Below are 13,469 nucleotides of genomic sequence, written 5' to 3'. Positions count from 1 at the left end.
GATTTAGATCAAAGTCAGAACTTTTATAATAATGAATACAATTATAAATCCTGTTGTGAAGGCAGCATCTCCCTTTCACCTGATACAGCATATTCATAGAGCACGATTATGGATTTAGTTTCACGCGTACAACGCCTACCGATTGGAAAATTTCACTATACCTTGCTATGGGTAATCGGACTCGGTTGGATGTTCGATGCCATGGATACAGGTCTGATTTCCTTTATCCTCACCAAAATGGCAGAAGAATGGCAAATGACGCCATCTGAAAAAGGCTGGGTAGTATCGATCGGTTTTGTCGGTATGGCAATCGGGGCGGTATTCTCAGGTGGCTTGGCAGATCGTATTGGTCGTCGGACAGTCTTTGCAATTACTTTAGTCACTTATAGTATTGCGACGGCTTTATGTGCTTTTGCACCAAACTTAACATGGCTATTGGTGTTTCGTTTTATTGTCGGATTAGGCTTGGGTGGTCAGTTGCCTGTTGCTGTGACTTTGGTGAGTGAATATATCCCTGCGCATGTACGTGGTCGTTTTATTGTATTGCTTGAAAGCTTTTGGGGCCTAGGTTGGCTCGTTGCTGCATTAATTTCCTATTTTGTAATTCCTGATTATGGTTGGCATATTGCCTTTTTGATCGGTGGCTTGCCTGCGATTTATGTGTTTATGATTCTGAAAAAAGTCCCTGAATCAGTTCCTTATTTGATCAATCGTGGACGCATCGAAGAAGCACATGCATTGGTACAAAAGCTTGAACGTCAATGTGGTGTGGAAGTGATTGAAACCATTGAAGTCAAACCTGTGGCGGAAAAACAAAACATATCATTTTCACAACTTTGGTCAAATCCTTTTGCTAAACGTACTTTGATGCTGTGGCTGATTTGGTTCGGGATTGTATTTTCCTACTACGGTATTTTCACTTGGCTACCAAGTTTATTGGTCAAACAAGGTTATAGCATCGTGCAGTCCTTTGAATATGTGCTCGGCATGATCTTGGCACAGCTTCCAGGCTATGTCGCAGCTGCTTGGTTAGTGGAAAAGTTAGGTCGTAAAGCGACTTTGGCAGGCTTTATTGGCATGTGTGCGGTATCAGCTTATTTCTTCGGGCAAGCCACGTCAGTCAGTATGATCATGTTGTGGGGGTGTTTGATGTCGTTCTTTAACTTGGGTGCTTGGGGTGTATTATATACTTACACACCTGAACAATATCCAACCAATATTCGTGCTTTTGGTTCGGGTTGGGCATCGGCGATTGGGCGCATGGGCGGTATTGTTGCACCATTGGTTGTGACCCATATGATGGTTGCTACAAATGGCTTTAGTGCTGTATTTATGATGTTTACTGCGGTGCTTGTTGGTGTTGCTTTAGTCATTCTAATTCTGGGTGAAGAAACGAAAGGCAAGACTTTGGAAGAGATGGGGTTGTAATTCAAAGTAAGGAAATTGTTATTTAGAATTTCCTTACTTTTACAGGTTCTCGTCAACGACTTTATGGCAGATAGTTACAAATTAGAAATGTTCTATTTGCTTACTTGTTGTTAGGTTAATAGATTAATTCGTAATTATGAGTTTTATCTAGATTAGAATAAGTTGAAGGGTGGAAAGTAAAAACATTATACAATGCTAAAATAATTAGTTAGTAGAATCAAAACTCTTTAATCTATCTATAGAAGAAAAATTATAGCATCTATTTTGATATTTTATAACAAAATATAATGAAAGGAAAAAGCTATGGCAACTCCTTATATTACTTTAGGTTCACCTACAACAGGTGGGGGAAAAGTTATTTCTGGTCAATCATCTTTTTTGATTGAGGGTAAACCCATTGCTTGTGTTGGAGACAAAGCAACTTGTCCAAAACATAAGTGTGTCTCTACGATTGTTTCTGGTGATAATCATATGATTGTGATGGGTAAGCCAGCGGCACAGCATAATTCTCCTTTGTCTTGTGGTTGTAAATGTATCGGTGATCAACATTTAACTGTGGGCGATAATGGTAGCTCTAACTTACTTTCTATAGTCTCTAATCTTCAGCCTGTCATTTCTCAACAAAATTTAACTAATAGTCTGGTAGATGATACTGATAAAAAGAAGGATCCTTGTGCGCCGGAGTGTGTTGTAGAAACTGTTAGTTTTAATTCAACACCTGGTCCATATATCATTTCAATGGAAATGTGGAAAAAAATTCTGGAATATGAAAAATTTGAACCAAAGCCTTATCAACCAGGCGATGACCTTAGCGGTGTAACATTGGCTATAGGTTATGATCTTGGTCAACAATCAGCAACGCAAATTAAAGCTGATCTAGGACCATTTTATACTGAAGCTCAGATTGAAAGATTACTAAAAGCCCAAGGAAAGAAAGGAGCAGCAGCAAGGGCTTTAGTTCCTCAATTATTAGATATAACAATCACAAAGGAAAAAGGACTGCATTTAGCTACAGTGCTTAAAACAAGATATGCAAATCAAACACTCTCTATTTATCCAAGTGCATTAAAACTCCACCCTCACTGCCAAGGTGTCCTACTTTCTCTTGTATTCAATCGTGGACCAGGATTAACAGAGCCAAAAAATGGTGGAATAACACGAAAACACATGCGTCAGATTAAAGAAGCTTTAGAAGCTACCACTCCTGAAAAAATCCCTGATATTTTTAGAGATATGTCGAAGCTTTGGAATAAAACAGGACCCAATGGAAACAGTGGTGTAGGGAAACGACGCAGAGACGAAGCTGATATATTTGAAAAGGGGTTGAAGTGTGACTGTTATAAATAGTAAAGCTTATTTATTCATTTTAATCATGTTGTTTGGTAGCACATTGACATTTGCTGATGCCGACTATCAAGTTAAATGTGTCCCAAATAGTACAATGCATAATGACATTTTAGGTTGCTATATTGACGAATATAAGACTGCAGACAAAAAGCTCAATACAGCTTATAAACAAAAGATGGCTGGCTTAAAAAAAAACCGAAAGGAAGAGCTTCAGCGATTACAGCGCAACTGGATTAAAGAGAAAGAAAGTAAATGCGTAGTGGATGAAGCTAATTACGGACGTGAAAGCCACTTTGATGCTATGCAATGTGAAATTGATATGACTAATGATCGTATTAAATTTTTAAAAAAATATAAGTAAACCTAATTTAGCTCGATCAGGGAGGAGTCTCCTCCCTTTGTTGAGAGTTTGGTGAGTCTGTAAATTCTTACATTTTAAAAAATAGTGCTACAGTCTTTGATAAATTTCTAATTATTGGATTTCATTTTGTATTTTCATCCAATTAAAATTATCAGTTGCTCATTTCCTTAAAAATGGATAATTTTACGACATTAGAAACTTCTAAAGACGCAAATTGTCGTTGAAGCACATACTTACACTTGTATAGGCTGACCCTGCGACTTAGCATAAGAACTTAGATTTAGAAATATTTAAAACGCATTTACTTAGGATTAAAGGTTGTTATGACAAGCCTTGCGCATCAAGCAACAGAGAATCGTTCTGTAGCAGAATTTACCGAACAAGCTTATCTCAACTATGCCATGTACGTAATCATGGATCGTGCATTGCCCCATATCAGTGATGGTCTAAAACCCGTACAACGCCGTATCGTCTATGCAATGAGCGAGTTGGGTTTAAAACCAAGTGGCAAACCCAAAAAATCTGCACGTACGGTCGGTGATGTGTTGGGTAAATACCATCCGCATGGTGATTTAGCCTGTTATGAAGCAATGGTGTTGATGGCGCAACCTTTCAGTTATCGCTACCCATTTATTGAAGGGCAAGGCAACTGGGGTTCACCTGATGATCCTAAGTCATTTGCGGCAATGCGTTATACCGAAGCAAAATTATCAGCATATAGTGATTTACTACTTTCAGAATTGGGTCAAGGTACCTGCGACTGGCAAGATAACTTTGATGGTACGATGAAAGAACCTGTGAGTTTACCTGCGCGTGTACCGAATATTCTATTAAACGGAACAACGGGTATCGCTGTCGGGATGGCAACGGATATTCCACCACACAATTTACGTGAAGTGGTCAAAGGTACGATTGCTTTAATCCGTAAACCTGATCTGAGTGATGAGAAGGTTGCAGAATACATTCCAGGACCAGATCTACCAACCAAAGCTGAAATTATTACTTCAAAAGAAGAACTATTAAAAATTCAAATTTCGGGTCGTGGAAGCTATCGTACTCGTGCAGTTTATACGATTGAAAAAAATGAAATCGTGATCACGGAACTACCATATCAAGTTTCAGGTTCAAAAGTCATTTCGCAAATTGCAGATCAGATGCAAGCCAAGAAATTGCCTTTGGTTAGTGATTTACGTGATGAATCAGATCATCAAAACCCAACTCGTTTAGTCATTGTACTGCGTTCAAATCGTATCGATGCCGATGCTGTGATGAGTCATTTATTTGCAACGACTGATTTAGAGTCTAGCTATCGTGTCAATATGAACATGATTGGCGCAGATGGTCGTCCACAAGTGAAATCAATTCGCAGAATATTATTAGAATGGATTGAGATTCGTAAACATACTGTCACACGTCGCCTGCAATATCATTTAAATAAAATTGAAAAACGTCTGCACATTCTTGGTGGTTTAATCATTGCCTATCTGAACATTGATGAAGTGATTCGCATTATTCGTGAAGAAGATCAGCCTAAACCTGTGTTGATGTCGCGTTTTAATATTGATGAAATTCAAGCAGAAGCCATTTTAGAACTGAAGTTACGCCATTTGGCAAAACTTGAAGAAATGGAAATGCGCCGTGAACAAGAAGAACTGGAAGCGAGAGCAGCGGTGATTCGTGAACAATTGGCAAATCCTGAATCTTTAAAGTCTTTAATTATTGAAGAGCTTAAAGATGATGCGAAAAAATTTGGTGATGATCGTAAATCCCCAATTGTTTTACGTGAAGAAGCGCATGCAATCAGTGAGCAAGATCTCGTTCCTGCCGAATCGGTCACTGTGGTTTTATCTGAAGCAGGTTGGATTCGTTCTGCCAAAGGTCATGATATTGATGCCGAGAATTTAAATTTCCGTGCAGGTGATCAGTACCTCAGTTCAGCGCAAGGTAAATCCAATCAGAAAGTCTACATCTTGGATGAAACTGGGCGAAGTTATGCCTTGGCGATTAATAGTTTACCTTCAGCACGTGGCTTAGGTGAACCGTTGAGTTCAAAACTTGCTCCAGCCAATGGTGTGAGTTTTATGCAAGTCCTTGTGGAGGATGAGGAAAAAGAAATTATTGCTGTGAGTACCAAAGGTTATGGTTTTAAATCTCAAGCAAAACAACTAGATACCAATGCGAAGGCAGGTAAAACATTCTTGACTGTCGCGGATGATGCTAAAGCGATGCCAATTGAAGTGATTGAAAATCATACGCATTTGGCTATACTCAGTTCAGGGGGCCGGTTACTTTTAATTGATTTGTCAGAATTGCCAACACTCAATAAAGGGAAAGGTAATAAGTTGATACAACTTGAGGCTGATGAACAGATTCAGTTTATGCTAACTTTGAATTTAGATGAAATAATTCAAGTGCTTGCAGGACAGCAACAATTAAAACTAAAAGGTGATGATTTACAGAAATATATCGGTAAGCGTGCATCGAAAGGTCAACTCTTACCACGTGGCTATCAAAAAGCAAATAAACTGTTGATTCAAAGATAAAACTAGCATCCATTGATCAAAATACGTTATATATGCAATGTATTCGGAATGATGGATGCAATATTGAACACAAACAAGCTAAAAAATTATGTTCGATATAGAGAAAAACAGTTTAAAACTAAGGATTACTGATTGGAGATTAAGGCATTATGGAAAAGATTTGGTTCGCTGAATACCAAAAGACTGGGATTCCAGAGACAGTAGAATTGCCACAGGAAAATACCTCTCTTATTGATATTTTTGAGCGTAATTTCCAAAAATTTGGTTCACGAGATGCCTTTATCTTCATGGATAAAGTGATGTCATTCAGTGAGCTTGAACTTGCAAGCCGTAAATTTGCAACATATTTGCAAAGTTTAGGTTTGGCTAAAGGTTCACGTGTTGCTGTGATGATGCCGAACGTTCTTCAATATCCTGTGGTTGCTTTGGCAGTGTTCCGTGCTGGTTTGGTATTGGTGAATGTCAATCCACTATATACCGCACGTGAATTAGAACATCAGCTCAATGACTCAGGTGCAGAAGCATTAGTGATCGTTGAAAACTTTGCGACTGTTTACCAAGCAATTTTAGGTAAAACACCTGTGAAGCATGTCGTTGTTGCTTCAGTTGGGGATATGCTCGGTACGTTAAAAGGGACACTGGTTAACTTTGTGTTGCGTAAAGTACGTAAACAAATTCCAGATTGGAATATTCCAGGTCACGTCAAATTTAATACTGCTTTAGCGAAAGTAAGCCCAAGTAATTATAAACGCCCAAGTATGACGTTGAGTGATACTGCTGTATTGCAATATACAGGTGGTACTACAGGTGTATCGAAAGGCGCTGAACTAACTCACCGTAATTTAGTGGCGAACTTGTTACAATGTGATGGTATTTTCCAAAGTAAATTTGGTGCGGGAGATGGTGCGAAAGATGACCGTATCTTCTGTGCTTTACCGCTATATCATATTTTTGCATTCATGGTTTGTGCGATGTACGGCATGTACAAAGGTCAAGCGAATATCTTGATTCCGAACCCACGTGATTTACCTGCCGTGATTAAGGAATTACGTAAGTATCAACCAGGTTTCTTCCCTGCGGTAAATACGTTATTCAATGCTTTAGTACATAACGAAGAATTCCGTCAGCTAGATTTCAGTAAATTGAAAATGGCAATGGGTGGTGGTATGGCTGTATTGCCATCAACTGCGGAAGAGTGGAAAAAGGTTACAGGAACGATCATTATCGAAGGTTATGGTCTTTCTGAGACTTCACCTGTAGCGACAGCAAACCCGCCTGCAACAACTGAGTTCAGTGGCACGATCGGTGTTCCACTTCCATTAACAGATGTGGCGATTTTGGATGATGATGGTAATCACTTGGCTCAAGGTGAGCAGGGTGAAATTTCGATCCGTGGTCCTCAAGTGATGAAAGGCTATTGGAACCGTCCTGATGAAACTGCCAAAGTGATGACTGCGGATGGTTATTTCCGTACCGGTGACATTGGTGTAATGGACACACGCGGTTATTTCAAAATCGTAGATCGTAAAAAAGACATGATTTTGGTATCTGGTTTCAACGTTTATCCTTCTGAAATTGAAGAAGTGATTGCGAAACATCCTAAAGTGCTTGAAGTTGCTGCGATTGGTGTACCTGATGAGAAGTCGGGTGAGGTACCTAAGTTATTCGTGGTGAAAAAAGATCCATCTTTAACAACAGAAGAAGTGCTTGAGTACGCGAAAGAAAACTTAACAGGCTATAAACGTCCTCGTTATGTTGAGTTTATGGATGAATTACCGAAATCAAACGTGGGTAAAATCCTACGTAAAGATTTACGTAAGTAATTTATAAATAAAAATAAAGCACCCACAATGGGTGCTTTATTTTGTGTGGTTCAAATGTATTAATGATCAATACGCAATGAACATTAAATTTAAATTTAGTATGATGATTAAAGAATTTGATTGTTCTTAGAGCGGATAAACCAACCATCAATATATGGGCGACTGATACCAACAATACCTGTAAAGGTCAGCATGGTACCCATTTGACGTCCAAGTGCAGACGGCTGAATGGTTCCATAACTCAAATAAATATCAACTAGACAATAAATCGCAATGATCGCTAGCCATAAATATAAATTCATACGTTTAATGCCAACAGCAAGAAAAGCCACAACTAAAACGATGAGCGTGCCTACGGTCGATTGCCAGTTGTAATTGGCACAAATCACACACAGTAGAAAAGCCAAAATCGGCAATACAATCTTCAATATACGGTCAATCTCAGCCTGTTGTTGACGTTGTTTTTCTAAAACCTCAAACAACTCTTTTTGATCTTGTTGCACGATATTGTCCTCACTACACAATTTTGCAAATCTCTGTCTGGAACAAAAAATTATTTTGTTCATGCCATGCTATGATAACCGCATTGATACTTCATGAGAAAAAAATCATGTCTGGGATAGATGGCATCATATATTTAATTTTAATTGCTTGCTTACTTCCTTATGTTTTTATGGCGATTGCCAAACTATCTGGTGGCTTTAAAATTGCAGATAATCAAAATCCGCGTGAGTTTTTAGCCAAAACCACAGGCTTGGCAGCACGTGCCAATGCAGTACAACAGAATAGTTTTGAAAGTCTTCCTTTATTTATTGCTGCAATTCTCATGGCAGAATATATGGTGGTCTCACAATATCTCATCATGATGTTGGGTATGGCATATATTATTTTACGGATTATTTACGGGATTTGTTATCTAGCCAATTTGGCGACATTACGTTCAATTATTTGGACTTTGTCGATGGCATGCCCGATTATTTTATTGTTAATGATTGTTCGGATGATGTAAGTCTGCTGCAGATTAACGCAATTCATTATCAGTTGACTTCATTTAGCGTTATAATCGGCACGATTTTAAATAAGACCTCACTTGAAAGAGTATCCTATGAGCTATAGCAATATCCCTGCTGGTAAAGATGCCCCAAATGACATCTATGTAATTATCGAAATTCCTGCAAATGCAGCTCCGATTAAATACGAAATTGATAAAGATTCTGATGCGTTATTTGTAGACCGTTTCATGGGTACAGCGATGTTCTACCCTGCAAACTATGGCTATGTACCAAATACATTATCTTTAGATGGCGATCCATTAGATGTATTGGTTGTAACGCCACATCCAGTTGAGCCAGGTTCAGTGATTCGTTGCCGTCCAGTGGGTAAATTGAACATGGAAGATGACGGTGGTGTAGATGCGAAATTGATCGCAGTTCCACATGATAAATTAACACCGATTTATAAAGATGTTCAAGAATATACAGATCTTCCCGAATTATTGATCAAACAAGTTGAACACTTCTTTGCTCACTATAAAGATCTTGAAGCTGGCAAATGGGTTAAACTCAGCGGTTGGGAAGGTTCTGAAGTTGCAAAACAAGAAGTTCTTGACTCAATCGAAGCTTATAAAGCGGCAAATAAATAATTCCAGATCAGAATTTGAGTGAGGGTTTTGAACCTTAACTCAATAAAAAAACCTGCATCAGATGATGCAGGTTTTTTTATGACTTATCTATTCTGATCAGAAATTAAAATAATTTCACAGGAATATCTAAGAATAAACGCCATTCATTGGTGTCAGGCATGTAAACATTGTTATATGTTTGATCTGCACGTAGATGTGAATAGCGAGCACGGAAACTTATATCTTTAGCAAAGCCAGATTGAACTGTATATTTTACTTGGTTAAAGAACTCACTTTCTTTGGCATTGTCATCAGTTAGGATACCCTTGTCAGTGGTTTTGATATCCCAGCCATAAACATAAGCAGTCGTCCAATTTAAACCAGGCACACCGTAAGCACCTAAGTCTAAGTTATATTGGAGTTGTACTGATTTTTCATGGTTACCAATAAAATCAGACAAATATGAGTTAGGTAGATAAATAGACTGACCGCCATCAGCATTTTCACCATAGTCATAACCTGTATTGCCTGTGTTTTGTTGATAAGCCAACATTGCAGTATGTGGTCCTTGGTTATAAGTACCTGATAGTGCCCAGATATTATTTGAGCGATCTTCTGGAGCAACATTTGGTAATGTTGAATAAGTAGAGCCGTCTTTATCCCATTCAGTGTGATAGCCACTGAAATCAAAAGTTAAAGAGTTTTGATTTGCTAAAGGATATTTATAATTTGCATTGATATAATGGCGTTCTAAAGCATTTTTAGAATCTAAACCATAATAAGAAGCAGTCAGTTGATCATCAAATTTATATTTAGCACCCCAAACTACAGCACTATCTAAATGACGACCATCTGTAATCACTTGGTCTGAGTATTGGTTCTTAGTGAATTTACCAGCGACTAACTCTAAGTCTTTAATTTCATGGCTAGTAATCAAAGTACCTTCAAAATATTCAGGAACCATACGAGCTGTATTGCTTGCGAGTACAGGGAGATCTAAAACTTGAGTACCATAACGTACAGTCGTATTTGAGAAACGTGCTTTTACGTTTGCACCACCACGAGCCCAATGGTCATAAGCATCAACACGTCCATTTGCATCTTGACCACCATGTGTTGGAATCATATTGTTCCCTGCATGGTTGTTATTCCCGATTTTAAAAGAACCGTCACCAACAACGCCCGCACCAAAACCTACGATACCTTGGGTAAAGCCTGAGTCAAGGTTAATGATTGCAGATTCTGCAAATGAACTTCTATCTTTGCCAGGTGTTACATCTTTATAGTCACGGCTGATATAACCGGTACGGAACAGAACTGAACCTTCAGCGTCTTCTACAAAACCTTTTGCTTCACTTTGTTCGCTAGCAAATGCAGGTGAGATAATTGCAGCATTGATGAGTACTGCTAAAGTTAATTTTGTTGCTTTAAGCATTTTTTTGCCTCGTAAGCGAGAGATTTTGGCATTGCCTGATAAATTCAGTGCAATTTGTGTGTGAATTGTATATTTATTCGATAAAAAGGGCATCATTTTGGTTAAAAATATTTCAGTTTTGTCATAAATATTCTTGAATATTTAATTGTTTGTTTATCAGAAAAAATGCTTAATAAGCCACTGGGTTATATAAAAATGAGCAATATCAAATATATCTCAGAAATTGTGAATTAAATGATTTATTTTTTACCCAACATTCAAAAAATCGGTAAAATTGCGCTTTCTTATTCTCCTGCTATTTCGATATCATGAACTCAATTATTTCTCCACTGTTTTGGGCTGTGCCTTTATGTATAGCTTCAGCTGCGGTATGTGCTGAAGAATCAAACATTTCCGTTGCAAATGGTCTTGTATCAGGAAATATTGGGCTCGTTTCAAAATATGTCTACCGTGGTGGTGTCGAGAATGATGATATTGCCGTACAGGGTGGATTGGACTATGCACATAAAAGTGGTGTGAGTGTAGGTTATTGGGGATCGACTTTGGATTATGATGCGACAGATGAGCGTCGTGATCATGGTTTTGAACATGATTTCTATCTAGCTTATGCTCAACAAATCAATTCAGACTGGAGCTATAAAGTTCAAACAACAGCTTATGTGTATCAAAATGGTGGCTCTATTTACGGTGAGGGCAATGAGCATCGTCGTACCACAGCATTTGATGTATTGGCAGAACTTGCATATAAAGATGTGAGTCTTGATGCCTCGGTGTTATTGGCAGATGCTTCTTTTGGTAATGCTGGGGATGTATATTTAAGCGCAAGTTATAGTCATGCATTGCCTCAAGATTTTATCTTGAATGCATCTATTGGTGGTTCTGCTTATAACAGTAGTCGTGATGATAGTCTGATTCAAACCACACAGGACTTTGCCTTTAACGAAGCGCGTATTGGTGTGAGTAAAGCGATTGCGGATACAGGTGTGACAGCATCATTTGATTATGTGATCGGTGGCGAAGATCGTTTAGGTCAGGATTTTGATGACAATGCTGTATTGGGCTTAAATTATAGCTTTTAATTAAACTGAGCTTTCTAAGCAAATTTTTATAAAGTGCATATTTAAACGATATGCACTTTTTTTAAGCATTTTTTAAGATGCTTTATTTTTATGAGCAAAAACAGCACATATTGTTTCTAATTATTATCCAAACCACGCTTTTATAAAGTTAATGATCTTTTTACGCAGTTATACATTCTTGTGATAGCAAATTTATGCATTGGTTTTCCATACTATTTTGAGTGAAAAGTAGACCCAAAGTAGGACACCATGAATCAACTTAGCCTCGTGTTGAAAGAGATTGATGCTATTCAACAGTTAAACAATGAAAATCGAAAATCAAAATTTAAAACATTAAATATCAGTAAATTAAGTCTTTCATATCAGTTAACTAAGAGGTGTTTTCTCATATTTGGCATGGCAATTGCTAAATGCATAGGGAGTTCATCAATTTTTAGCATAACAAATAAACATCGTATGATGGGGGAGCACTCAAGATGAAATTCTCGACTAAAGCACTGGCATTGGCAGTTTTATCGTCTACAGCAACAATGGCGATGGCGGAAGATACTGCACTTTCAAAATTAGGTGTAAGTTTTTCAGGCAGTGCAGCCGTCACCAGTGACTACCGTTTCCGTGGGATTACACAAACTCAAAATGATCCAGCTGTACAAGCAGGTTTTACGTTGTCGCATAGTTCGGGTGTATATGGTGGTTTGTGGGGTTCAAATGTTAATTTTGGGACTCCAGATCCACACTTAGAGATTGATCCTTTCATTGGTTATTCAACCACTTTAGATGGTTTTGCAAGCAAACCCGTCTTAGATGTAGGTGTTTGGTATTATAACTATCCGAGTGCAAGTGATCTAAATTGGGCAGAATTATACGGAAAATTAACCTTCAAAAATGCGCTTACTGAGGGTGATAGTATTCTCACTAATATTAACTATACCAATGATTATGCAGGTGTTAAGGCAGATAGCTGGAATATAAATGTTGGTTATTCAGTGCCTTTTGGGGCGACAGGTTTTGGTGGTGTTGCCAATGTCGGTTATACCACTGTAGATGAAGATAAATATAGCTTCAATGGTGATGACAATTATGTAGATTGGAAAGTTGGTGTGACTTATACACTGAAATCAATTCCAACTGTGACAGCAGAATTGGCAGCAATAGGAACAAATACAGAGACAGATGGTTTAAGTCATGCTCAAAAACGTGCTGTAGAAACTGGCGCTGTATTTACCTTAACCAAAGCTTTCTAAGACTGATAAAAATGAAGAAGGTGACGAATGGTCACCTTTTTTATGTTTAAAATTTAGAAAAGAATTATTCGGTTGCCTCAAAAGCGGCATGATATTTCACTTCGCCCTGTGGAACAGGTTGCTTAAATGCTAAAACTTGAAAATATTCAGCAGGAACATTCGCCAATGTTAAGTTTTTATGCGGTTTAAAACCGAATTTTGCATAATAATGAGGATCACCCAATAGTACACAGCCCGCAGCATCAAGCTGTTGAAGTTGCTGTATTACTTGTTTCATTAATGCTGTTCCCACACCGCGTTGCTGATATTCTGGTGCAACCGAAATTGGACCTAAACCATACCAACCTTGCGCACCAGAAGATATTTCAACAGGGGAAATTGCCACATGCCCGATGATTTCATGGTTGAGTTCCGCCACCAGTGAAATCGTCAATTTCCGTGCATTTCTTAATGCACTGACAATAAATTGTTCAGTGCGGCTACTGTGTTCTGCATGTTCAAATGCAGACTTTGTTAGTTTGAAAATAGGTTCTATATCTTCAACTTTTTCATTACGTAATATTAAATCTTGCAACATTTTAATAGAGC

General features: G+C 38.1%; 12 protein-coding genes. 9 read left to right on the top strand and 3 right to left on the bottom strand.

The window, feature by feature from the left end; translation table 11 throughout:
* The first annotated feature begins 108 nt into the window (after positions 1–108).
* From niaP to BEN71_RS17670, 5 genes are all read left to right on the top strand, one after another.
* On the top strand, positions 109–1,428 hold the full coding sequence (gene niaP, locus BEN71_RS17695) for a niacin transporter NiaP (RefSeq protein WP_068974987.1): 1,320 nt from the start codon (positions 109–111) through the stop codon (positions 1,426–1,428).
* A 303-nt stretch (positions 1,429–1,731) separates the two neighbouring features.
* Positions 1,732–2,775 (top strand): PAAR domain-containing protein, encoded by a 1,044-nt coding sequence (locus BEN71_RS19400; protein ID WP_227542631.1) that lies wholly within the window; start codon positions 1,732–1,734, stop codon positions 2,773–2,775.
* Positions 2,759–3,136: a lysozyme inhibitor LprI family protein gene (locus BEN71_RS17680; RefSeq protein WP_227542630.1), complete on the top strand. Its 378-nt coding sequence runs from the start codon at positions 2,759–2,761 to the stop codon at positions 3,134–3,136. The genes BEN71_RS19400 and BEN71_RS17680 overlap by 17 nt, the downstream gene beginning before the upstream one ends.
* A 323-nt stretch (positions 3,137–3,459) precedes the next feature.
* On the top strand, positions 3,460–5,679 hold the full coding sequence (gene parC, locus BEN71_RS17675; RefSeq protein WP_068974988.1) for a DNA topoisomerase IV subunit A: 2,220 nt from the start codon (positions 3,460–3,462) through the stop codon (positions 5,677–5,679).
* Between the two features lie 149 nt (positions 5,680–5,828).
* A complete protein-coding gene (locus BEN71_RS17670; RefSeq protein ID WP_068974989.1) occupies positions 5,829–7,502 on the top strand; it encodes a long-chain-fatty-acid--CoA ligase in 1,674 nt (557 codons plus the stop codon).
* A 107-nt stretch (positions 7,503–7,609) separates the two neighbouring features.
* Here BEN71_RS17670 and BEN71_RS17665 read toward each other — a convergent pair whose 3' ends face one another.
* Positions 7,610–8,008 carry a hypothetical protein gene (locus BEN71_RS17665; protein WP_068975115.1) on the bottom strand — a complete coding sequence of 133 codons (399 nt, stop codon included), beginning with the start codon at positions 8,006–8,008 and terminating at the stop codon, positions 7,610–7,612.
* Between the two features lie 104 nt (positions 8,009–8,112).
* On the opposite strand from BEN71_RS17665, the gene BEN71_RS17660 reads away from it, so the two are divergent.
* Both BEN71_RS17660 and ppa read left to right on the top strand, forming a co-directional pair.
* Positions 8,113–8,511 (top strand): MAPEG family protein, encoded by a 399-nt coding sequence (locus tag BEN71_RS17660; protein ID WP_068974990.1) that lies wholly within the window; start codon positions 8,113–8,115, stop codon positions 8,509–8,511.
* Between the two features lie 96 nt (positions 8,512–8,607).
* Positions 8,608–9,144 carry an inorganic diphosphatase gene (gene ppa, locus BEN71_RS17655; RefSeq protein WP_068974991.1) on the top strand — a complete coding sequence of 179 codons (537 nt, stop codon included), beginning with the start codon at positions 8,608–8,610 and terminating at the stop codon, positions 9,142–9,144.
* A gap of 103 nt (positions 9,145–9,247) precedes the next feature.
* Here the strand turns inward: ppa and BEN71_RS17650 are convergent, their stop codons facing one another.
* Positions 9,248–10,558: an OprD family outer membrane porin gene (locus tag BEN71_RS17650; RefSeq protein WP_068975116.1), complete on the bottom strand. Its 1,311-nt coding sequence runs from the start codon at positions 10,556–10,558 to the stop codon at positions 9,248–9,250.
* Between the two features lie 308 nt (positions 10,559–10,866).
* On the opposite strand from BEN71_RS17650, the gene BEN71_RS17645 reads away from it, so the two are divergent.
* Positions 10,867–11,637 carry a TorF family putative porin gene (locus BEN71_RS17645; protein WP_068974992.1) on the top strand — a complete coding sequence of 257 codons (771 nt, stop codon included), beginning with the start codon at positions 10,867–10,869 and terminating at the stop codon, positions 11,635–11,637.
* Between the two features lie 476 nt (positions 11,638–12,113).
* Entirely contained in the window at positions 12,114–12,881 is a 768-nt protein-coding gene (locus BEN71_RS17635; protein ID WP_068974994.1) for a TorF family putative porin, read from the top strand.
* A gap of 64 nt (positions 12,882–12,945) precedes the next feature.
* On the opposite strand, the gene BEN71_RS17630 is transcribed toward BEN71_RS17635, so the two are convergent.
* On the bottom strand, positions 12,946–13,458 hold the full coding sequence (locus BEN71_RS17630; protein ID WP_227542629.1) for a GNAT family N-acetyltransferase: 513 nt from the start codon (positions 13,456–13,458) through the stop codon (positions 12,946–12,948).
* Positions 13,459–13,469 lie beyond the last annotated feature (11 nt).

It is taken from the genome of Acinetobacter wuhouensis, from assembly GCF_001696605.3.
Taxonomy (GTDB): Bacteria; Pseudomonadota; Gammaproteobacteria; order Pseudomonadales; family Moraxellaceae; genus Acinetobacter; species Acinetobacter wuhouensis.
The sequence above is the reverse complement of the archived record's forward strand: the minus strand, read 5'-3'. Positions and strand labels throughout refer to the sequence as shown.